Origin of the sequence: Micromonospora sp. DT233 (assembly GCF_049841815.1) — a bacterium.
GTDB lineage: Bacteria > Actinomycetota > Actinomycetes > Mycobacteriales > Micromonosporaceae > Micromonospora.
In genome coordinates, this window is record NZ_JBNCLB010000012.1 from 154,185 (window position 1) to 176,179 (window position 21,995).

Sequence of the window (21,995 nt, forward strand, 5' to 3'; positions counted from 1 at the left end):
CCCTCGCAGGATCGGGTTCTGGTCATCGCTTCAGGCCCTCGGTCCGACCTGCCTGACGATCGTGGTTCGCCCTGCTAACGAGGCGCTTTTGCCGAGCTAAAGAACGGCTTCCTTTAGCGAGCCCGAAGGCGCTATTTAGCTGCCTCGGAGATCCTGGCGGTTCGTACCGCTACGGAAGGACGGTGCCATGACCGATGTCGAGAAGTGCCCCTTCTCGGGCCCCGCCACGCTCGAGGAACGCATCAAGCACTGGACGATCTACCAGCCGTGGCTGCAGGACGATCCGGTGAGCCACTTCAAGGAGATGCGCGATCACGCGCCGATCGTGTGGTCCGAGGAGCTCGGCGGCTATTGGATCCTGACGCGTTACACGGATGTGGAGTGGGCGGCGCGCAATCCGGATATATTCTCCAGCGCACAGATAAGCATTCCGCACGGCCAGCTCTTCCCGGACAAGCAGATCCCCATTCAGCTCGACGGCGACGAACACCGCAAGTGGCGTCAGGCGCTTTCGGACCTCTTCAAACCGGGCGTGGTCAACAAACTCACCCCGCAGATCCGGCAGGCGACCGCGGACGCGGTCGAGGCGGTGCTGCCGAACGGCCGCTGCGAGTTCATCTCCGAGGTGGCGACGGAGTTGCCCGCCGCGACGTTCGTCATCACCTTCGGCATCGGCCACGAGTACGTCCACCAACTGCTGGCGCACAAAGACTGGCTACGCCGGGTGGGCATCCCGAACGCCCGTACCGACGGCGACCTGTACGAGGCGAACAAACCGCTGTGGAACTTCTTCAGCGAAGCCATCGACCGCCGCCGTGAGGAAGGCACAGATGGTCGCAGCGACGTCCTGAGCGGCCTGCTCAACACCAGGTTCGAGGGGCGCGCGCTCACCCAGGACGAGATGGTCAACACGGCGTTCGTGGCGATGCTGGCCGCCCTCGACACCACCACCGCCGCGCTCGGGCTGATGTTCCACTACCTCGCGCGTCATCCCGAGGTGCAGGACATCGTCGCGGCGCGCCCCGAGCAGTCCCAGGTCATCGTCGAGGAGTTGCTGCGGCACGAGCCGGTCGTCACCACCGCCCGCGTGGTGGCACAGGACGTGGAGCGGCACGGCGTAACCATGCGCAAGGGTGACCGGGTGCTGATGGCCTGGGGCATGACGGGCCTCGACCCCGAGGTGTTCGAGCGGCCCGACGAGGTGGACTTCGACCGTCCGGTGATCCGCCACCTCGCCTTCGCCGTCGGCCCGCACCGCTGCCTCGGCATGTACATCGCCCGGCGGGTGATGACCGTCGCGCTGGAAGAATGGCACAAGCGGATTCCGCGGTACCGCCTGACCGAGGGCAGCGACCCGGTCCGGCACTACAGCCCGGCCCGGGGGTTGTCCCGGCTCGACCTCACCTTCGGCTGAGCGGCGGGGAGACGAGATGAATCAGCCTGTCATCATCGCCGGCGCGGGCGGCACCGGTCTCATGCTCGCCTGCGAGCTGGGACTGGCCGGTGTGCCGGCGGTCGTCCTCGAGCGCCTGCCCGAGCGTCCTCGACGGTCGCCGTCGCTATCCATGCACGTGAGCTCGCCGCACCTGTTCCGGCAGCGTGGGCTGGACTGGTTCGACGATGCGCCGCAGATCCCGCGCTACAATTTTGGCTTCCTGGGCCACGTCCAGCTCGATCCCGATTACACCCCGCTGCTCGTGCCGCAGCGTCGCGTAGAACGGCTGCTCGAGGAGCGCGCGACGGACCTCGGCGTTGACGTGCGCCGCGGCCACGAGCTCGTGGGCCTGGCCCAGGACGAGGCCGGCGTGACGGTCACGGTGCGCCAACTCGACGGCTCCGAGTATCAGCTCACCGGAAGCCACCTGATGGGCTGCGACGGCGGCCGGAGCCGGGTGCGCAAACTCGCCGGCATCGAGTTCCCCGGCACCGGCGCGACGCTGTCGGGCATGACCGGCGACGTCGTCTTCGCTGACGGCGAGGGCGGCGGCATCCTGCCCGCCATCCACCAGGGCGGCCTGGTCTCCGTCGCTCCGCATCCGGAGGAGCCGGACACCTTCCGCGCCACGGCGATCGAGTTCGACACCGTGCCCGGCGACCGTGACACGCCGGTCACGCCGGCGGAGTTCGCCGAGGCGTTCGCCCGCATCTCCGGGATAGAACTCAACATCAAGGAAATCCCGTACGCGACGAGGTTCGCCAACCGCACTCATCAGGCGACGCGGTATCGGGACGGCCGGGTGTTCCTTGCCGGCGACGCCACGAAGGTGCACTTCATCTCGGGTGGGCTCGGGCTCACCTGCGGCCTGCAGGACGCCGTCAACTTGGGCTGGAAACTCGCCGCCACGCGGGCCGGCTGGGCGCCGCCGGGTTTGCTCGACACGTACCACGCGGAACGTCATCCCATCGGGCAGTGGGCGTGCCGGCACTCACGTGCCTCGGTGGCGCTCTACTTCCCGCTGAACCAGATGGGTCCCCTGCGGCACGTCTTCAACGAGCTGCTCAAGATGGACGAGGTCAGTGCGTACCTGCTTGGCAAGGTGAGCGGACTCAGCAACCGGTACGCCATGGAGACCGGCGGCCGGGACCACCCGCTGCTCGGCGCTCGGGTGCCCGACGCCGCGCTCGACGGTGCGGGCGACCACGCCCGCACCGTTTACCAGACGCTGCACGCCGGACGCGGCGTCGTGCTCGACCTGACCGGCGGCCCCGCTCCCGCGGACCTCGCCCGGTGGGGTGACCGGGTCGACGTGGTCACGGCACACGGCGCCGCAGGCCTGGACGCCGCCACTGTGCTGGTGCGTCCCGACGGGCACGTCGCGCACGTCGACGTCGACGGCACCGACGCGAACGGCCTGCGCCGGGCGATCGGGGCCTGGTTCGGTGCCCCGGCGCCGGCGGGCGTTCTCACGCCGGCGGTCTCGGGCTGATCAGCGGGAGCAGCACCCCGTCGACGACGTTGTTGATCATGTCGTCGGAGACGGGGCCCTCGGTGAGCGAATGGTAGATCATCATCGCCGAGCCGACGTTCGCCACGAGCGGGGTGACCGCGTCCGCACGGACCTCACCCCGCTCGACGCCGTCGCGCAGGATGTCCAGGAGCAGCTTCTTGCACGGGTCGGTGACCCGCTCCTTGACCATCGTGTGCACCATTGCGGCCTTGGGACCGTTCTCCGACTTGACGATCTGGAAGGCCGCGCCCCGAGTCGCGTCGAACGCGTCCCGCAGGCTCCGGAGCACCATCGCCAGATCGGTCCGCAGCACGCCGCGGAGCGGAATGGCCACCGGCGACGGCAGCGCATTGTAGAACGCGTCCAGGATCAGCTCGTCCTTGTCCGCCCAGCGGCGGTAGAGCGTGGCCTTGCCGGTGTGTGCCGCTGCGGCGACGCTGTCCATCGTCAGCTTCGCGTAGCCGAACTTCTCCAGCTGCTCGATGACCGCGTCAAAGATGGCCTGCTCCAGGACACGCCCGTGACGTCGGGCGGGGACCGGGGTGTGTGGCGATTCCGCTCTGGTGTGAGTCACCTGCAAGCCCTGTCTGCTGGACAACCTGTCTGCGGAGGGAACGGTTCCGTACCCAGCTCCGGCCGCCGCGTCCCAGTGTAAACGCACCCGGCGGCGACTCCACATCTCCGAGAACCGCAGCCAGCGGGCATCCACGCGGCGCCACGGAATGGAATCGGCGAACCTGCTTGCAAGAGACTAATCCGTTCGCTAGCGTTCCAGGAGACGAATCCGTTCCTTACGGCCATGCATGCCGGTGCGAGCCGTACCGTAGAAGGCGACTCCCGATGACATCTGTAACCGGACGAACTCCAGTCACGGCCGAGCAGGGCGATAAGCGGCACAGCCTGGTCCTGACCGCCATCGTGTTCTTCACTCTCCTGATCGGGCTCGACTCCAGCATCGTCAACGTCGCGCTGCCCAAGCTGCAGGAGCCCCTCGGCTTCTCCACGACCGGGCTCTCTTGGGTGCTCAACGCCTACACCCTCGCATTCGGCGGCCTGCTGCTGCTCGGCGGCCGGCTCGGCGACATCCTCGGCCGCCGCAGGGTGTACGTGGCCGGCATCCTGCTGTTCACGTTAGCCTCGCTGCTGGCCGGGCTGGCGCAGAGCGACTGGTGGCTGGTGGCCGCGCGCAGCGGGCAGGGCGTCGGCGCGGCACTGGCCGCGCCCAGTTCGATGGCGCTGATCATGACGAACTTCGAGGGCGTCGCGCGGGCCCGCGCGATCGCCTGGTTCTCCGCGATGATGCTGGCCGGTGGGTCGCTCGGTCTGGTGGTCGGCGGTCTGGTCACCGAGTGGATCTCCTGGCGCTGGGTCCTGCTGGTCAACGTGCCGCTCGGCCTGATCAGCGCCTTCCTCGCGGGGCGCTACATCCAGCAGCCGCCGCGCCAGCCCGGTCGCTTCGACATCCCCGGGGCCGCCACCGCCACGCTCGGCATGGTCGCCCTCGTCTACGCCTTCCTGAGCGCCCCGTCCCGCGGTTGGGGCGACGTGGTCACGCTGACCTCCTTCGCGCTCGCGGTGGTTCTGCTCGCCGCGTTCGTCGCCATCGAGACGCGCGCCGCGCAGCCGATCGCGCCGCTCTACGTGCTCACCAGCGGCGGCCGGGTCTGGCTGTTCACGATCATGGCCTTCATCACCGCCGCAAGCTTCAGCGTCATCTTCCTGCTCACCCAGTTCAACCAGGAGGTGCTCGGCTTCAGCCCGCTGGCGGCCGGGTGCGCCATCCTGCCGATGACCGTGGCCCAGTTCGGCTTCGTCAAGCTTGTCCCCCAGCTGATGCCCAAGGTCGGCGCGATGCGGCTGCTGGTGGCCGGCGCGATCGCGTCGACCGCCGGGCTGCTGTGGCTCAGCATGCTGTCGGCCGACAGCGACTTCCTGTCCGGCGAGCTCGTGCCGCTGGCGTTGATCGGCCTCGGCGGCGGCCTGGTGTTCCCCGCGCTCAACATGACCATCATGTCGGGAGTGGCACCCACCGAGGCCGGCGCGACCTCCGGTCTGCTGCAGACCACCCAGTGGCTGGGCGGAACCCTCGGCCTGGCGATCTTCGTGACCGTCCTCGGATCGGTCAGCGGCGACTCCGCCAGCGGCGCACAGCTCGCCGACGGCGTCTCGGCCGGGTTCCTGGCGGCGATGATCTCCGCCAGCTGCGGCCTACTCCTGGCGATCGGCTTCACCCTGAGCCGCAGAGCGCGCAAGGAACCTGCGGCTGCCTGACTCACCCGGCGGGCCCGTCGACTCTCGGCGGCCCGCCGTCGTGTGCGTACCACCAGTCCCACCCCTGGACACACCGTCCAGAATCAGTCAAGGAGGCACCACCGGATGACTTACTCTCCCCTGGGCCGCTCGGGCATCAAGATCTCGAAGGCATGCCTGGGCACCATGAACTTCGGGGTCGGCAAAGGTATGGGCAGCGTCGACGAGGCTGAAGCCCGGCAGATCATCGACCGGTTCCTGGATGCCGGCCACAACCTCATCGACACCGCGAACGTGTACAACGGCGGTCAGGCGGAGGAATTCGTCGGCCGTGCGGTCAAGAGCCGGCGCGAGGCTGCCGTGATCGCCACCAAGGCGTTTCTGCCGCAGGGCAACCTGCCCAACGACAGCGGCCTGTCACGGCTGCACCTGACTCGCGCCCTCGACGGCAGCCTGCGCCGCCTCGGCACCGACTACATCGACCTCTACCAGGCGAATCTTTGGGACCCGGTGACGCCGATCGAGGAGACCGTCGCGACCCTCGACAGCTTCGTCCAGGCCGGGAAGATCCGCTACTACGGGTGCGCGAACTTCACCGCGGCGCAGGTCGTGGAGAGCCAGTGGGCGGCCCGACGGATCGGCGCTGAGGGCTACATCAGCCTCCAGGCGCAGTACTCGTTGATCAACCGTGACATCGAGGCCGACATCCTGCGCACCTGTGAGCGGCAGGGCCTCGGCGTCCTCACCTATGCGTCGGTCGCCGGCGGCGTGCTGGCCGGGCGCTACCGGCGCGACACGGAGCCCGACCGCGACTCGCGGCTCGGGCGGCTGTTCGCCATCCCGGCGCCGTCGGCGCGGCGCTGGGCGGAGGAGCTGCTCAACGAACACACGCTCGACATCGCGGACACGGTTCGCGAGGTCGCCGACGCGGTCGGCAGCACTTCGGCCGCGGTCGCGCATGCGTGGCTCGCGGCCAATCCCGCAGTAGCCGGGGTCATCACCGGCCCGCGCACGGTGGAGCAGCACGAGGAGAACATGAGCGGCTTCGATCTGAACCTGCCGGAGGAACTGGTCGCACGGCTCGACCAGGTCTCGGGTCCGGCCCCTCGCCCGGTCACCGGCATTCGGCACGCCGTCTGACGGCCGAACGCCTTTCCTGACTCTTCTCCCGGAGCCGCCGCCGTGAGTTCCCCGTGCTCCTCGGCGGCGCGCCAGGACCCCGGTGGTGACGTCTCGCTGACGTCACCACCGGGGTCCCTCGTTCATCACCGGCCGATCACGAGCTCAGTGCTGGTTGGTGCCGGCCACCTCGGCCGCCAGCGGGTCGAGCGCCCGCAGGTCGTCCTCGGTGAGCTGGATCGAGGTGGCCCCGGCGTTCTCCTCGATCAGGTCCGGCCGTGACGTGCCGGGGATCGGCACCACCGACAGGCCGTGAGCGGCGGTCCGGCTGATCAGCCAGGCCAGCGCCACCTGTGCGGGCGTGGCGCCGTGGGCGTCCGCCACCGAACGCACCACCTTCAGCAGGCCCAGATTGTGCTCGGCGTTCTCTGCGGAGAACCGCGAGACCCGGCCGCGGATGTCACCCTCGCCGAACGTGGAGTCCGCCGTATACGCCCCACTGAGCAGGCCCCGGCTGAGCGGGCAGTTCGCCACGTACGCGATGCCCAGCTCGGCACAGACCGGAACGACGTCGGCTTCGTCCCCGCGCGTGAAGAGCGACCACTCCTTCTGCACCGCCGTGATCGGGTGCACAGCGTGGGCCGCGCGGATCTGGTCGGCGCCGAGGTTGCTGAGACCGATCTGGCGCACCTTGCCGGCCTCGACGAGCCGCGCCATCGCACCAATCGTCTCCTCGATCGGCACCTTCGGGTCCGGTACGTGCAGGTAGTACAGGTCGATGTGGTCGGTGCCGAGGCGCTTCAGGCTGGCGTCGCAGGCCTGGGGCACGTACTCGGGATCGGCCCGCAGCCCTAGCAGGCCGCGGGTCTTCGGATCCCGGACCGGGCCGAACTTGGTGGCTACGACGATCTCGTCGCGGCCACCCCGGGCCAGGAACTCACCGACAAGACGCTCGTTGTCACCGACCCCGTAGGTGTCGGCGGTGTCGAACAGGGTGATGCCGAGTTCCCGGGCTCGCGCCATGGTGGCCAGCGACTGGTCCCGGTCGGCTTGGCCGTAGAACTCGCTCATGCCCATGCAGCCGAGGCCGACTACCGAGACCTCCGGGCCAGACGCGGCGAGTGTGATCCGATCCATTCGGGTGTTCCCTTCAGATAGGATGGTTACGGTCGGTGCCCTCACGGCACACCCGTGGGATCCCAACCTCTGGTGACCAAGTTCCGGTCGAGCGCGTCCAGCCGCGCCATCTGCTCCTCAGTGAGCGAGAAGCCGAAGACGTCCGCGTTGCTCGCGATGCGGGACGGATCGGTGGACCGGCACAGCGGCACGAACCCGCGTTGCACCGCCCACCGGATCAGAATTTGTGCCGGGCTCCGGCCGAGCTCCTCACCCAACCGTCGGAGCACCGGGTCGGTGAGGAACTGCCCACCGGTCAGCGGCCGGTACGCCTGCACCGTCACGCCCGCGCCGGCGCAGACGTCGAGCACGTCGCGGCGCGACCGGTAGCTGTACGGGCTCAACTCGATCTGGTTGACCGACGGTAGATGTTCTGCGTGTTTCAGCAGCTCCTCGAAGTGGTGCGCCATGTAGTTGCTGACGCCGATCGCGCGTACCCGCCCGGTTTCCAGCAGCTGCTCCATGGCTCGCCACGTCTCCCGCCGCTGGGCCGGCACCGGCCAGTGCACCAGGTAGAGGTCGAGCGTCTCGACGCCCAGCTGCCGCCGGCTGCGCTCGCAGGCGGCGATCGTCGCGTCGTAGCCCTGATCGTCGTTCCACACCTTGGTGGTCACGAACACCGGGTCGCCGATGCCGGTGTCTCGGACGCCGTGGGCGACGTCCTGCTCATTGCCGTACACCGCAGCGGTGTCGACCAGGCGATAGCCTGCCCTCAGCGCAGTGCCGACGGCCAGGCGGGTCTGCGCCCTGGACAGACGAAAGACCCCGAGACCGAGAACCGGCATGCGTACGCCCCCGCGCAGCTCGACAGTGTCGGCGGGGCCCGACGGCACGGGCGTCATCACGCGACGCCTTCGGCAGACTGTCCGAACCACGTCTCCAGGGCGTCCTCCAGCCCCTCGCCGGCCGGCCCGGCGTACGCCACGTACCCGTCGGGCCGCAGCAGGACCGCGGCGTACGGCAGCTCGGCGGAGGGCCGCACGGTCAGCGTGTCCACCCGGTCCGGCCGGCGGGAGGACAGGCCGTCGCCGTCGATCAGCAGCACGCCGCGGCCTGCGTGCAACGTCGAGCTCACGCTGATCTCGCCCCCGCTTGACGCGAGCTTGAGGTCACCGATCCTCGTACCGACGAGCGGGTCGTCGCCGTCCGAGGAGTAGTCGTCCGCGGCGGGCAGCCGGGACAGGTAGCGGTTGACCGCGCCGAACTGCAGCAGCTCGCCGATCAGCTCGCGCAGCGGGCCCATCTTGCCGGTCGCCTCGTGCAGTAGCATCAGCGAGGCGCGGGCGTGCATGCAGATCCGCTCGCCCACCGGGCGGCGCTCGCTCTCGTACGTGTCCAGCAGCCCCGGCGGCGCCCAGCCGTTGAGCTCCGCGGCAAGCTTCCACCCGAGGTTGGCGGCGTCCTGGATGCCGGCGTTCATCCCCTGCGTGCCGGAGAGGAACAGGTGGTGCGCGGCGTCACCGGCGAGCAGCACCCGGCCCGCACGATAACGGTCCGCGAGAGTGGTGCGGCCGCCGAAACGCTCCACACCGGTGGCCCGGTCCAGGTCGGGCGAGCTGCCGCAGACCCGGACGAGCATGGCCCGCAACTCGTCAGCCGGAGCCGGCCCGCTCGGGCCGGGCGGTGTGACGGCCAGCTCGATCGCCATCAGGCGCAGGCTCCCTCGCTCGACCGGCATGGCGGCCGCCATACCGGTCGGGAACAGGCCGGACTCGAAGGTGTCGCGCAGGCTCTCGGTCGCCGGCACGTCGGCGTACATGCCGTAGTGGTCGTGCCCGCTCACGTCGAGCCCAATGCCGGCCAGGCCCCGGACCCGGCTCGACGCCCCATCGCAGCCGACCAGGTACGCCGCGCGCAGGTCCTGCTCACCTCCGGGGCCGTCCACCCGGACGGTGACACCGTCGTCGTCCTGATCGAACCCGATGACCGACCGGCCGCGGCGCACATCTGCGCCCAGCCCGGTCGCCCACTGCTCGAGCAGCCGCTCGGTGCGCCACTGCGGGTAGGCCAACGTCTGGTCGACCTCGGCGACACTGGCCATGTCCAGCCAGAGCAGCGCGAACGGGGTCCGCGGCCAGACCAGGCTCGCCGAACGGTCCATCCGGTCGGTCAGGCCGCGCTGCTGGAAGTAGGCGAGGGTTCGTCCGTGCAAACCCATTCCCCGTGATCGGGGGGCCGGCTCGGCACCGGTCTCGAGCACGATGACCGGCACGCCGGCGAGGGCCAGTTCCCCGGCCAGCGTCAGGCCGGTGGGTCCCCCGCCCGCGATGACAACAGTCCTGTTCATACCCGCTCCCGTGCTGTCCTGCGTGGTCTTTCATCCTGTGCAGCGCTCCTAAAGCCACCCTTATCTCGCTCTTGTGATCTCGGCGTGCACGTAGCCGGCCAGGTCACGCGGGCTGGGCAGCTCGAAGATGACGGCCGGCGGCAGGGCCAGACCGGTCACCTCGCACAGCCGATTGCGCAGGTCCAGCGCGGTGAACGAGCTGAAACCCGCCTCCAGGAAGCCGAGATCGGCAGGCACCGCCTCGGCCGATTCGTGGCCCAGCACCTCGGCGGTGTGCTGCCGGACGACGGAGAGGATCAGGGCCTCCCGGTCCTCGCTGTCGGCCGCCGCCAGCGCCTGCCGCAGTGCGGCCGCGCCACCCGGAGCCCCGCCGGACGCTCGGAGCCCCGCCGGGACGCCACCGGCCAGCTCGCGAAGGACCGGCGCGTCCGCGCCGATCCCCGCGCCGGGCGCGAGCTGCGCCACGTCGGTGTCGGCCACCGCCAGCAGTGGCTGGTCGCTGTCCGGGGCCAGGGCCAGGGCGGCCTCGACCGCCGCGGCGGTGCCACCGACAGCCGTCACCGTCGTCGCGAGACCACGCCGCCTGCGGTTCAGGGCGAAGACCTCCAGGCCGCCGGCGGCGACGCTTCCGGGGCCGCCGAGCAGGGCAGCGAACTCGGTGACGACGAGGAAGGCTTCCGTCGTCAGATGGCCCCACCGGGTGGCCGTGTCCAGAACCGTGGCGGGACTGTCGTGGTCGCCGGACAGGTACACCACCCCGGCCACGGCACCGGCCGGCGGCGGGCTGTCCGCGGCGACCCGGACGAGCTCGTCGGCACCCTGCGCGGTCAACCATGCCGCCACCGTGTCGGCCCGTTCCCCGGCGCCAACGATCAGCATGGTGCCCCGCGGGCGCCAGAGGGCGGCGTCGTCCCCGGGCACCCGGACCAGACGACGGGCGAGGACGCCCCAGTCACGGATCGCCACCTCGTTCTCCCCCATGCCGTTCTCCCCCGCGAGGACGCGACAGAGGCCGTCCAGGTGACGCCGGCCGGGCTTGTCTGGCAGGTCGGCCAGCCCGCCCCAGGACCGTGGGTCGGCCAGCACCTCGGCCCGGACCGCGCCCCAGAGCATGCCGGCGGCCGGATCGGGTACCGGGTCGGCGTCGTCGACCACGGCCGCGCCCCGGGTCACGCACCACAGCGGCGCGAGCACCCCGGCCTCGGTGAGCAGCCGGCGGACGATACGCAGACGACCGGGGCTGCCGTCCCCGGTGCCCCGCAGTTCGTCCGCCGCCACCAGTACGAGCACCCCCGTGATGCGGCCGGCCTCCGCGGCTGATGCGACAGCGCGGGCCGGCGCCTCCGGGTCCAGCTCGACCACGACGGGGGTGGCGTTCCGCTCGGACAGCGCCGCGGCGATCTCCGGCGCGGTGTCGTCCGCCGCGGGCGGGGTGAGAATGAGCCAGGTGCCGGGCAGCTCGGGCACCGGGCCGTCCGGAACGTGCCGCCAGGCGGTCCGGTACCGCCAGCCCGGGCGGCGCCGCCACAGTGCCAGGGCCGGCAGCAGCGCCTGTACGTGCTCACGGAGCGCGGCGTCCACACCCAGGCTGCTCAACAGCACATCCGGGTCCTCCCGGTCCACCGCCGTCCAGAACCGGTCCGAGGCGACGTCGGCCGGGCGTGTCGGCTCCGGCTCGCTGAGCCAGTACCGCTGCCGCTGGAACGGGTACGTCGGCAGGGTCGTCCGCCGGGCGCCCGCGTCGCCGTGCACCGCGCCGAAGTCGACCGGCATCCCGCTGACGTACGCCTCGCCGAGCCCGATCAGGTACCCCGTGACCTCCCGCTGATCCGGGCGCTGGACGGCGACCAGCAGCGCGCCGTCCCCGGCGCAGTCGCGGACCATCGGGGTGAGCGCCGGCGCCGGCCCGACCTCGACGAACTGTCGCACCCCCCGGTCGACGAGGGTTCGCATGCCCGGTTCGAACAGCACGGTGCCGCGCAGATGCCGCACCCAGTAGCCGGCATCGATCGTGCCGGGACCGGTGATCACCTCGCCCGTGACGTTGGAGATCAGCGGAATCGCCGGCGCCGCGTACGTCAGCTCCGCGGCGGCCGCCCGGAACCGCTCGAGCACGCCATCCATGTGCGGCGAGTGGAACGCGTGGCTGACCCGCAGCCGGCGGGTGCGGCACCGCCGGGCGGTCCACTCGGCGGCGACCTCCGTCACCGCGTCCCGATCCCCGGAGATGACCGTCGCCGCAGCTCCGTTGATCGCGGCGATCGCGATCAGGTCCTCCCGCCCGGCCAGCGACTCGCGGACCGCCGCCGCCGACGCGCCGATCGCGACCATGGCGCCGCCGGACGTCGCCTCCTGCATCAGCCGCCCCCGCGCGGTGACGAGCGTGGCCGCGTCCGGAAGCGACAGCACCCCGGCGACGTACGCGGCGACGAGTTCACCGATGGAGTGGCCCAGGACGAAGTCCGGGCTCAGGCCGTGCCGACGGAGCAGCCGGTGCAGAGCGACCTCGACCGCGAACAACCCGGCCTGGGTGTAGACCGTCTGGTCCAGCTCGGCGGCCTCCGCCGACCCCGGATCGGCGAACAGGACGTCCCGCAGCGCGCGGTCGAGGCCCGGATCGAGGTGCTCGCACACCTCGTCCAGGGCCTCGGCGAAGACCGGGAACGCGGCGCTGAGCTCCCGACCCATGCCCGCGCGCTGACTTCCCTGCCCGGTGAAGAGGAACGCCGTACCCCCGAGCCGTCGCACCGATCCGCGTACCAGGCCCGGTGCCGTGATGCCGGCGGCGAGCGCGTCGAGTGCGCGGCGGCGCTCGCTGCCGGCGGCCACGACGACCGCACGCCTGTCGAAGGGGGTGCGGGTGACGGCCAGGGAGTAGCCGACGTCCTCCGACGAACCCTCCAGAGCCAGGCCGCTCAACTGCCCGCCGCGCTCCCGCAGCGCCTGTTCCGAGCGACCGGTCAGGACCCATGCCGCCACCGGCAGCGAGGTGCCGGCCCGATCGGGTGCCGGCTCCTCCACGGGTTGCTCCAGCACGACGTGCGCGTTGGTCCCGCTGATCCCGAAGGACGACACGGCGCAGCGCCGGGGCCGCCCGTCGGTCTCCGGCCATGGCATCGCGCTGGTCAGCAGTGACACCGCCCCGGCCGTCCAATCAACGTGGGTGCTGGGCGGATCCGCGTGCAGGGTGCGCGGGAGCACACGGTGGCTCATCGCCCAGATCATCTTCAGGATGCCGGCCACTCCGGCCGCGGCCTGCGTGTGGCCGATGTTCGACTTCACCGAGCCGAGCCGCAGCGGCCGGCCGGCGGGCCGGTCCTGGCCGTAGGTGGCCAGCAGGGCCTGCGCCTCCACGGGGTCGCCCAGCGTGGTGCCGGTGCCGTGCGCCTCCACCGCGTCCACGTCGGCCGAGCGCAGCCCGGAAGCGGCCAGCGCCTGCCGGATGAGCTGCTGCTGGGACGGTCCGTTCGGGGCGGTGAGGCCGTTGCTGGCACCGTCCTGGTTGACGGCCGAGCCGCGGATCACGGCCAGGACCGGGTGCCCGAGCCGCCGTGCCTCGCTGAGGCGTTCGAGCAGCAGCATCCCCGCCCCTTCAGCGAAGCCGGCGCCGTCCGCGCCACTGCCGAAGGAGCGGCACCGGCCGTCCGGCGACAGACCGCGCTGGCGGCTGAACTCGACGAAGAGGTTCGGTGTCGACATCACCGTGGCGCCGCCGGCCAGTGCCAGCGTGCAGTCACCGGAGCGCAGGGCCGCGGCGGCCTGGTGGACGGCCACCAGCGACGAGGAGCAGGCGGTGTCGATCGTGACGGCGGGACCGATCAGGCCCAGGGCGTACGCCACCCGGCCGGAGGCGATGCTGCCGGCGCTGCCGTTGCCGACCAGGCCCTCGTACTCGGCGGCCACGGTGGTCAGGCGCGAGGCGTAGTCGCCGTACATGATGCCCGCGTAGACACCGGTGGGGCTGCCGCGCAGCGTGACCGGGTCGATCCCGGCGCGTTCGATCGCCTCCCAGGAGATCTCCAGCAGCAGTCGCTGTTGCGGGTCCATGGCGTGCGCCTCGCGCGGCGAGATGCCGAAGAACTCGGCGTCGAAGCCGCTCGCGTCGTGGAGGAAACCGCCCTGCCGGGTGTACGAGTGTCCGGCGCGATCCGGATCCGCGTCGTACAGCCGGTCGACGTCCCATCCGCGGTCGGCGGGGAAGCCGGTGATGGCGTCCCGCCCCGCGGCTACCAGGTCCCAGAGTCCATCGGGATCGGTCACCCCACCGGGAAAGCGGCAGCCCGCGCCGATGACGGCGATAGGTTCGGCCCGTGCGGCCTCGACCTCCGCCAGCCGCTGACGGGTCTCGTGCAGGTCGGCGGTCACCCACTTGAGGTAGTCGAGCAGTTTTTCCTCGTTCGTCACGGGGATTTCCCTCTCTCGGATCACGGCCGTCGAGCCGGTTCAGCCGACCTTGCGGCCGAGCTCCTTGTCGATGAAGTCGAGAATTTCGGAAGTGTCGGCGGAGCGGATCCGCTCGCCGGTGTCGCCCGCGCCGGCGGCTGCGGTGAACGATCGGCCCCACGAGGCGGCCAGGGCTTGGAGCCGCTGCGCGATTTCGCCGCGGGCCGGGGCCTCCGCGTCGAGTGACGACATCGCGGCGGAGAGACGGTCGAGATCGTCGAGGACCTGCCGGCCCGGATCGGCGGGCTCGGCCCCGAGCAGGCCACGCAGCAGGCCGGCCAGGGACTTGGGGGTGGGATGGTCAAACACCAGGGTGGCCGGAAGCCGCAGACCTGTCGCGGTGTTGAGCCGGTTGCGCAGTTCGACCGCGGTCAGCGAGTCGAAGCCCAGATCCTTGAACGCCCGGTCGGCGTCGGCCGGGTCCACGGCGGACTGTCCGAGGACGACGGCGACGGTGCTGGACACCAGAGCCACCAGGAACGCCTCCTGCCCCGCCGGGTCGAGCCCGGCCAACCGTTCCGCAATCGCCGGGACGTCACCGGAGACCGCGACGGCCCGGCGCGCCGGGGCGCGGACCAGCCCCTGGAACAACGGCGAGGCCATGCCCGAGGAGAGCAGGGCACGCACCGCGGGCAGGTCGACCAGGGCAGGGACCAGCAGGGGCCGGCCGATCGCGAGGGCCGTGCCGATCAGTGACAGAGCCTGGTCCGAATCCAGCGGTGCCACGCCACCGCGGCTGATCCGGGCCAGGTCGGCCCGGTCCAGGTGTCCGGTCATGCTGCTGGCCCGGCCCCACAGCCCGAAGGCGAGCGAGGTCGCCGGCAGTCCGCGCGCCTGGCGGTGGTGGGCCAGGGCGTCGAGGAACGCGTTGGCCGCGGTGTAGTTGGCCTGCCCGGGATTGCCGAGGCCGGCGGCCAGTGAGGAGAACAGCACGAACGCGCTGAGGTTCGCGTCGCGGGTGAGTTCGTGCAGATGCCAGGCGGCGTCCACCTTCGGCCGCAGAACCGCCGACATGCGTTCCTCGGTCAGGCCCGCCACCACGCCGTCGTCCAGGACGCCGGCCGTGTGCACCACCGCCACCAGTGGGTGCTCCGCAGGGATGCGGCCAAGCAGCTCGGCCAGGACCGCCCGGTCGGCGATGTCGCCGGCGGCCAAGGTGACCTCGGCCCCCAGCGCGGTCAGGTCGTCGGTCAAGTCCTGCGCGCCCTCGGCGGCCGGGCCCCGGCGGCTCACCAGCAGCAGCCGCCGGGCACCGTGCCGGCTCACCAGCATCCTGGCTACGAGCCCGCCCAGGGTGCCGGTCGCGCCGGTGAGCAGGACGGTGCCCGCGGGGTCGAAGGCCGGTACCTCGGGTTCGGCGAAGGGGCGTGGCACCCTGGCCAGGCGCGGCACCCGGGCGATCCCGGCACGCAGCGCCACCTGCGGTTCTCCGGACAGGACGGCGGCCGGGAGCGCGCGCAGGGAGTCGTCGTGCTCGTCGAGGTCCACCAGGACGACCCGCCCCGGGTTCTCCGACTGCACCGTGCGAACCATTCCCCAGATCGGCGCCTGGCCGAGATCCGTGACGTCGCTGCCGTCACCGACGGCGACCGCTCCGCGGGTCACCACCACCAGCAGGGTGTCGGCGAACCGCTCGTCCGCCAGCCAGCTCTGCATCAGGCGCAGCAGGTGATGAGTGGACTCGTGCGCCTCGGTCACCGGGTCGCCGCCGGAACCGATCCGGGGCACGATCACCACCTCCGGTACGGCACCGCCCGCGGCCACCTCGGCCGAGAGTTCGGCCAGGTCGGCACAGTCGGCACCGGCCATCTTCACGAGCGGATCGTCCGCGCCGACGACAGCCCACCCGCCACGCCGGACGGCGGCACCGAGCGGGACGGCCGGCCAGTCGACCGACTGGAGCGCCTCGTACCTTCCCGCCTGTGCGGCCCTCAGCTGCTCACCGTCGAGCGGCCGGGTGACCAGCGAGCCGATCGCGGCGACCGGAACACCGCTGAAATCCCAGAGGTGGATCTCGGTGCCGCCGTCCTCGGCCGGGCGCAACCGTGCGCGCACGGCCCGCGCTCCGGACGCGAGCAGGGTGACACCGCTCCAGGAGAACGGCAGCTGGGCACCCTGGCCCTCGCCGGCTGCGGCGCCGAGCGTGTGAAGCACCGCGTCGAGCAGGGCGGGATGCGCGCCGAAGCGCTCGGCGGCCGTCTCGTGGCCCTCGGGCAGGCTCACCTCGGCGTAGAGCTCGTCGCCGGAGCGCCAGACCGCGGTCAGGCCCTGGAAGAGCTGGCCGTAGTGCAGCCCGTGGGCGGCCAGCCGGTCGTAGAAGCCGGAGAGGTCGACGGTCTCCGCGTTCACGGGAGGCCAGGCCGGTGCCGCCGGGGCCGGCTCGCCGCCGGTGCTGGCCAGCATTCCGGTCGCGTGCCGGGTCCAGGGCTGTTCCCGGCCGGGCCCCGCCTCCGGGCGGGCGTGCACCGCGAAGGGGCGGTTGCCGGCCTCGTCCGGCCCTTCGACGTGGACCTGCACCTGCACGGCGCCGGGGTCCGGCAGTGTCAGCGGCACCGCGATGGTCAGTTCTTCGAGGTACGCGGCGCCGCATCGTCCACCGGCCTCCACGGCCAGCTCGACCAGCGCGGTGCCGGGCAGCACGACGGTACCGGCGACCTCGTGGTCGGCCAGCCAGGCGTGCGTGGACAGGGACAGCCGGCCGGTGAGCAGGAGCCCCTGATCTCCTGGCAGGTCGGTGACCGCGCCGAGCAGCGGATGCTCGGCGTCCACCAGCCCGGCGACCGTCACGTCGCCCGCGCGAGCACTCGACTCGAGCCAGTGACGCTGCCCCTGGAACGGGTAGGTGGGCAGGTCCGCCAGCCGACGGCGGCGGCCCGCGAAGACCGGCCCGAAGTCGACCGGCACACCGGCGGCCCAGAGCTGCGCCCCGGAGAGCAGGAACCGCCGCCGGCCGCCCTCCTGCCGGCGGAGGGTGCCGACGACCACGGCCGGGTCCGGATCGTCCGCGAGGTCCTGCACGCTCGTGGTGAGCACCGGGTGAGGGCTGCACTCGACGAAGGTCGAGTGGCCGTCGGCGAGCAGCGCCCGCACGGCCTCGTCGAAGCGCACCGTCTGCCGGAGGTTGGTGTACCAGTACTCCGCCGTGAGCTCGGTGGTGTCGAGCCGGCCGCCGGTCACCGTCGAGTAGAGCGGGATGTCCGCGGGCGCGGGCTCGACGACGCCGAGCGCCTCGGCCAGCCGCTCCCGGATCGGTTCCACCTGCGCGGAGTGCGAGGCATAGTCGACGGGGATCCGCCGTGCCCGGACGCCGTCGCGCTCGTAGTCGGCCAGCATCGCGTCGACGGCGGCCGACTCACCGGCGACCACCGTGGCGGACGGTCCGTTGACCGCCGCCACCGACACCCGGCCCGGTACCTCGGCGAGACGGACGCGGACCTGGTCAGCGGGGAGCGGCACCGACATCATCGCACCGGTCCCGGCGAGGGCCGTGATCACGCGGCTCCGTTGCGCCACGATCCGGGCGGCGTCCTCGAGGGAGAGCGCTCCGGCCACGCAGGCCGCCGCTATCTCACCCTGGGAGTGCCCGATCACCGCGTCCGGGATCACGCCGTGGTGGCGCCACAGGTCCGCGAGCGACACCATGATCGCCCACAGGGCGGGCTGCACCACATCGACCCGGGCGAGCGCCGACTCGTCACCGAGGACGTCGAACAGTTCCCAGTCGGTGTGCGGACGCAGCGCCGCGGCGCATGCCGCCAGTCGCGTCCGGAAGATGTCGTCGGAATCCGCGAGCTCACGGGCCATGCCGAGCCACTGGGAGCCCTGGCCCGGAAAGACGAAGACGGTACGGCCGGTCGGGCCGGCCGTGGCCCGGACCAGATCGGGCGTCTCGGCGGCGCCCGCGAGCGCGGTCAGGCCCGCGAGCAACTCGGCTCGGCCGGAGCCGACGATCGCCGCCCGATGCGCGAGCTCGGCCCGTCTGGTCAGCGTCGCCCCGACGTCGGCGAGAGGTGTCTCGCCGACGGCCCCCGAGAGGCGTACGGCGTACTCGCGCAGCGCCGCTGCGGAACCGGCCGAGATCGGCCAGACCAGGGGCACGTCCTCGTCGTCCGCCGGCGTGTCCACGTCGTCCGGCGTGGGTGGGGCCTGTTCCAGGATCACGTGGGCGTTGGTGCCGCTGATCCCGAAGGAGGAGACTCCCGCCCGGCGCGGACGGTCGTGGGCCGGCCATGGCACCGCCTCACTGAGCAGCGAGACCGTCCCCGCCGACCAGTCGACGTGCGGGGTGGGCTCCGCCACGTGCAGCGTCTTGGGCAACACACCGTGTCGTAGAGCCATCACCATCTTGATGACACCGCCGACCCCGGCCGCGGCCACCGAGTGACCGATGTTCGACTTCAGCGAGCCCAGCCACAGCGGATTATCGGCCGTCCGGGCCTCACCGTAGGTGGCGATCAGGGCCTGCGCCTCGATCGGGTCGCCGAGCGTGGTGCCGGTACCGTGCGCCTCCACCGCGTCCACGTCGGCGGGCGTCAGGCCGGCGTCACGCAGCGCGCTGTGGATCACCCGCTGCTGGGATGGACCGTTCGGCGCGGTGAGGCCGTTGCTCGCGCCGTCCTGGTTGATCGCGCTGCCTCGGACCACCGCGAGCACCCGGTGCCCGTTGCGTCGCGCGTCGGAGAGTCTTTCGAGCAGCAGCAGCCCCGCGCCCTCGCCCCACCCGGCGCCGTCCGCCCCGGCGGCGAATGCCTTGGACCGGCCGTCGGGCGCGAGCACCCGCTGCCGGCTGAACTCCACGAAGGAGTTGGTGGTGGCCATGATCGTGGTGCCGCCGGCGATGGCCAGCCCGCATTCGCCGTTCTGCAGCGCGCGGACGGCCAGGTGCAGCGCCACGAGCGAAGAGGAACAGGCGGTGTCCATGCTCACCGCCGGCCCCTCCAGGCCGAGGGTGTACGCCAGCCGGCCCGAGGCGACGCTGGTGGTCGTGCCGGTGGACAGATAGCCCTCCAGCTCCTCCGGGATCTTCAGCAGACGGGACCCGTAGTCCTGGTTGATCACGCCGGTGAAGACGCCGGTGTCACTGCCGCGCACCGACGCCGGGCTGATCCCGGCGCGCTCGAACAGCTCCCAGCCGATCTCGAGCAGCACCCGCTGCTGCGGGTCGGTGGCCAGCGCCTCCCTCGGGTTGATGCCGAAGAACGGGGCGTCGAACCGGTCGGCGTCGTGCAGGAAACCTCCCAGGCGGGTGTAGCAGGTGCCGGGCTTGTCGGGGTCGGGATCGTAGAGGGCCTCGAGGTCCCAGCCGCGGTTGACCGGGAAGTCGCCGATGGCGTCCGTACCGTCGGCGACCAGCTGCCACAGGTCCTCGGGCGACCGGACGCCACCGGGGTAACGGCAGCTCATCGCCACGATCGCGACGGGGTCGGCGGCGCTGCCGCCCCGCGCCGATCGGCTCGCCGCCCGGACACCGGTGATCTCCTGGACCAGGTATCCGGCCAGCGCCTCCGGTGAGGGGTAGTCGAAGACCAGCGTGGTCGCCAGAGGCAGCCCGGTGATCGTGGACAACCGGTTGCGCAGTTGCACGGCGGTCATCGAGTCGAAGCCGAGGTCCTTGAACGGGCGCTGGGGCGGCGCGGGCTCGCTGCCCGAACGGCCCAGCACCGCGGTGACACCTTCCTCCACCAGCCGCAGCGCCTCGCGCCGCCGTTCCGCCTCCGGCAGGCGGAGCAGACGGTCGCCGAAGCCGGTGCCGGTGCCGGACGGGCGGGAGGCGACCCTCCGTACGAGAGGCCGCTCTTCGATCTTCTCGACGGCGTCCCCGGTGACGTCCGTCGAGGCTGCAGCGGCGACCGGCCCGAGACCGAGCGAGGCGAACGAGGCGATCGGCGCGCCACCGGCGTCGTAGAGGTCGAGTGCGAGCGAGTCGTCGGCGCTGCGGACCGCCACCACCCGGGCCGCGGCCGCGCCTGTGGCGTACAGGCGGACGTCGGTGAACGAGTTCACCGGCGACGCTCCCGGCCCCCACGCCTGCGCCGCACGCACGGCGATGTCGAGCAGCGCCGGGTGCAGGCCCATCCCCTCGACGGCGGGCGTCGCCGGATCGAGGTGGACCTCCGCGTAGACGCGGCCGTCCGCACGCCACAGACCGTCCACGGTCTCGTCGTCCGCCGTCGCCGCCTCGGCGTCGACCGGCGGCCAGGCGAGGAGCGGCGGCGGTTCCGGTGTGTCGGCGAGCTCCCGGCTCAGGAACCCGTCGGCGTGCCGGACCCAGAGGCCGTCGCGCGGCTGCGAGTAGACGGTCACCGAACGGCGTCCGCGGTCATCGGCGTCACCGACGTGAACCTGGACCGCTAGCCCGGTCCCGGCCGGCACCTCCAGCCGCCGGTGCACCGTCAGCCGCTCGACGGTGCCGCAGCCGGCCTGATTTCCGGCGGCGATGGCCAGCTCCAGCAGGGTGGTGGCCCCGCCGTCCTCGCCGGAGGCCGCGAGGTGACCGGTCAGCAGCAGGCCGGAGCTGTCCGCGATGCTCATCGCAGCGCTCAACAGCGGATGCCCGGACGGTTTGAGGCCCAGTCGGCGCATGTCCGTCACGCCCGGCTCCGGGATCAGCCAGAAGTGCTCCCGCTGGAAGGCGTAGGGCGGCAGGTCGACCGGACGAGCCGGGCCGGTCAGGGCGGGCCAGTCCACGGTCGCCCCGCGCACCTGGATCTCCGCGAGGGCACGGAACAGGGTACGGACCTCGGGCAGGTCACGCCGCAGGACCGAGGTCAGCACGACATCCGCGTCGGGCTCGACGCAGTCCTGCCCCATGGCGGCCAGCATCGCGTCCGGGCCGAGTTCGAGGAAGCGCACCACGCCCTGCGAACGGAGCGTGCGCATGCCGTCAGCGAAGCGGACCCCGGACCGGGCGTGCTCGACCCAGTACTCGGGCGAGGCCAGGCGGGCCGGGTCGGCCAGCGTCCCGGTCACGTTGGACACGATCGGAAGGCGCGGCGTCGCATAGGAGATCGAGCGGGCGACCGCGGCGAAGTCTTCGAGCATGTCGTCCATGTGCGGGGAGTGAAAGGCGTGGCTGACCCGCAGTCTCCGGATCCGGTGGCCGAGCTCGCGGCACTGTTCGGCCACGGCGAGCACCGTTTCCTCGTCGCCGGACAGCACGGTGGACGCCGGACCGTTCATCGCCGCGACCGCGACCGTGTCGTCCAGGTCGGCGATCAGGTCGCGTACGACGTCCTCGGCCGCCCCGACCGACACCATCGCTCCACGGGCGGGCAGCGCCTGCATCAGCCGGCCGCGGGCGGCGACGAGCCGGGCGGCGTCCGGAAGGGTCAGCACCCCGGCAACGTGGGCGGCGGTGAGTTCGCCGATGGAATGACCGAGCAGGAGGTCGACCTCGACTCCCGCCTGCCGTACCAGGTGGAACAGGGCCGTCTCCACGGCGAACAGCGCCGCCTGGGTGAATTCGGTCCGGTTCAGCAGCTCGGCCTCGGGGGTGCCGGGATCCGCGAACAGCAGCTCGCGCAGCGGCCGGTCGAGGTGCGGATCGAGTTCGGCGCAGACCTCGTCCAGGGCGGCCGCGAAGGCCGGGAACGCCCGATAGAGTTCCGCGCCCATCCCGGCGCGCTGGCTGCCCTGCCCGGTGAACAGCACCGCGGTCCGACCGGCGAGCGCGACCCCGGGCACGGTTTCGTCCGTGATCGCGGTGTCGAGCTGGGTGGTGAAGTCGTCCAGCGTCTCTCCCAGCAGCACCACCCGATGCGCATGGACACCAC

Annotated in this window: 9 protein-coding genes and 1 pseudogene; 4 read left to right on the forward strand and 6 right to left on the reverse strand. The window is 71.8% G+C overall.

Annotation, left to right across the window (positions count from 1 at the left end):
* The first annotated feature begins 187 nt into the window (after window positions 1–187).
* On the forward strand, window positions 188–1,414 hold the full coding sequence (locus ACLQ2V_RS22245) for a cytochrome P450 (RefSeq protein ID WP_425720487.1): 1,227 nt from the start codon (window positions 188–190) through the stop codon (window positions 1,412–1,414).
* A gap of 16 nt (window positions 1,415–1,430) precedes the next feature.
* Window positions 1,431–2,927 carry an FAD-dependent monooxygenase gene (locus ACLQ2V_RS22250; protein WP_425720488.1) on the forward strand — a complete coding sequence of 499 codons (1,497 nt, stop codon included), beginning with the start codon at window positions 1,431–1,433 and terminating at the stop codon, window positions 2,925–2,927.
* Here the strand turns inward: ACLQ2V_RS22250 and ACLQ2V_RS22255 are convergent.
* Window positions 2,905–3,522: a TetR/AcrR family transcriptional regulator gene (locus ACLQ2V_RS22255; RefSeq protein WP_425720489.1), complete on the reverse strand. Its 618-nt coding sequence runs from the start codon at window positions 3,520–3,522 to the stop codon at window positions 2,905–2,907. The genes ACLQ2V_RS22250 and ACLQ2V_RS22255 overlap by 23 nt on opposite strands.
* Before the next feature lie 266 nt (window positions 3,523–3,788).
* On the opposite strand from ACLQ2V_RS22255, the gene ACLQ2V_RS22260 reads away from it, so the two are divergent.
* Together ACLQ2V_RS22260 and ACLQ2V_RS22265 are read left to right on the forward strand one after the other, a co-directional pair.
* Complete coding sequence (locus tag ACLQ2V_RS22260) at window positions 3,789–5,219, forward strand: MFS transporter (protein ID WP_425720490.1); 1,431 nt, start codon at window positions 3,789–3,791, stop codon at window positions 5,217–5,219.
* Window positions 5,220–5,324: 105 nt separating this feature from the next.
* Complete coding sequence (locus ACLQ2V_RS22265) at window positions 5,325–6,338, forward strand: aldo/keto reductase (RefSeq protein ID WP_425720491.1); 1,014 nt, start codon at window positions 5,325–5,327, stop codon at window positions 6,336–6,338.
* 144 nt (window positions 6,339–6,482) lie between these two features.
* On the opposite strand, the gene ACLQ2V_RS22270 is transcribed toward ACLQ2V_RS22265, so the two are convergent.
* The 5 genes and pseudogenes from ACLQ2V_RS22270 to ACLQ2V_RS22290 form a co-directional block, all read right to left on the reverse strand.
* The gene (locus tag ACLQ2V_RS22270; protein ID WP_425720492.1) at window positions 6,483–7,454 is read right to left on the reverse strand and encodes an aldo/keto reductase; all 972 of its coding nucleotides are present in this window, start codon (window positions 7,452–7,454) and stop codon (window positions 6,483–6,485) included.
* A gap of 41 nt (window positions 7,455–7,495) precedes the next feature.
* Entirely contained in the window at window positions 7,496–8,335 is an 840-nt protein-coding gene (locus ACLQ2V_RS22275; RefSeq protein ID WP_425720493.1) for an aldo/keto reductase, read from the reverse strand.
* Window positions 8,335–9,780, reverse strand: coding sequence for an FAD-dependent monooxygenase (locus ACLQ2V_RS22280; RefSeq protein ID WP_425720494.1), 1,446 nt, complete (start codon window positions 9,778–9,780; stop codon window positions 8,335–8,337). Before ACLQ2V_RS22280 ends, ACLQ2V_RS22275 begins: the two co-directional genes overlap by 1 nt.
* A 60-nt stretch (window positions 9,781–9,840) precedes the next feature.
* Window positions 9,841–14,184: a type I polyketide synthase gene (locus tag ACLQ2V_RS22285; RefSeq protein ID WP_425720495.1), complete on the reverse strand. Its 4,344-nt coding sequence runs from the start codon at window positions 14,182–14,184 to the stop codon at window positions 9,841–9,843.
* Between the two features lie 39 nt (window positions 14,185–14,223).
* Window positions 14,224–21,975 (reverse strand): annotated as a pseudogene (locus tag ACLQ2V_RS22290) (SDR family NAD(P)-dependent oxidoreductase); the annotation flags it as partial.
* Window positions 21,976–21,995: the final 20 nt, after the last annotated feature.

What these genes read in the sequence shown, in the direction of transcription:
- ACLQ2V_RS22245 (WP_425720487.1), top strand. Translation starts at nt 188, where the DNA reads ATGACCGATGTCGAGAAGTGCCCCTTCTCGGGCCCCGCCACGCTCGAG.
- ACLQ2V_RS22250 (WP_425720488.1), top strand. Translation starts at nt 1,431, where the DNA reads ATGAATCAGCCTGTCATCATCGCCGGCGCGGGCGGCACCGGTCTCATG.
- ACLQ2V_RS22260 (WP_425720490.1), top strand. Translation starts at nt 3,789, where the DNA reads ATGACATCTGTAACCGGACGAACTCCAGTCACGGCCGAGCAGGGCGAT.
- ACLQ2V_RS22265 (WP_425720491.1), top strand. Translation starts at nt 5,325, where the DNA reads ATGACTTACTCTCCCCTGGGCCGCTCGGGCATCAAGATCTCGAAGGCA.
- ACLQ2V_RS22270 (WP_425720492.1), bottom strand. Translation starts at nt 7,454, where the DNA reads ATGGATCGGATCACACTCGCCGCGTCTGGCCCGGAGGTCTCGGTAGTC.
- ACLQ2V_RS22275 (WP_425720493.1), bottom strand. Translation starts at nt 8,335, where the DNA reads ATGACGCCCGTGCCGTCGGGCCCCGCCGACACTGTCGAGCTGCGCGGG.
- ACLQ2V_RS22280 (WP_425720494.1), bottom strand. Translation starts at nt 9,780, where the DNA reads ATGAACAGGACTGTTGTCATCGCGGGCGGGGGACCCACCGGCCTGACG.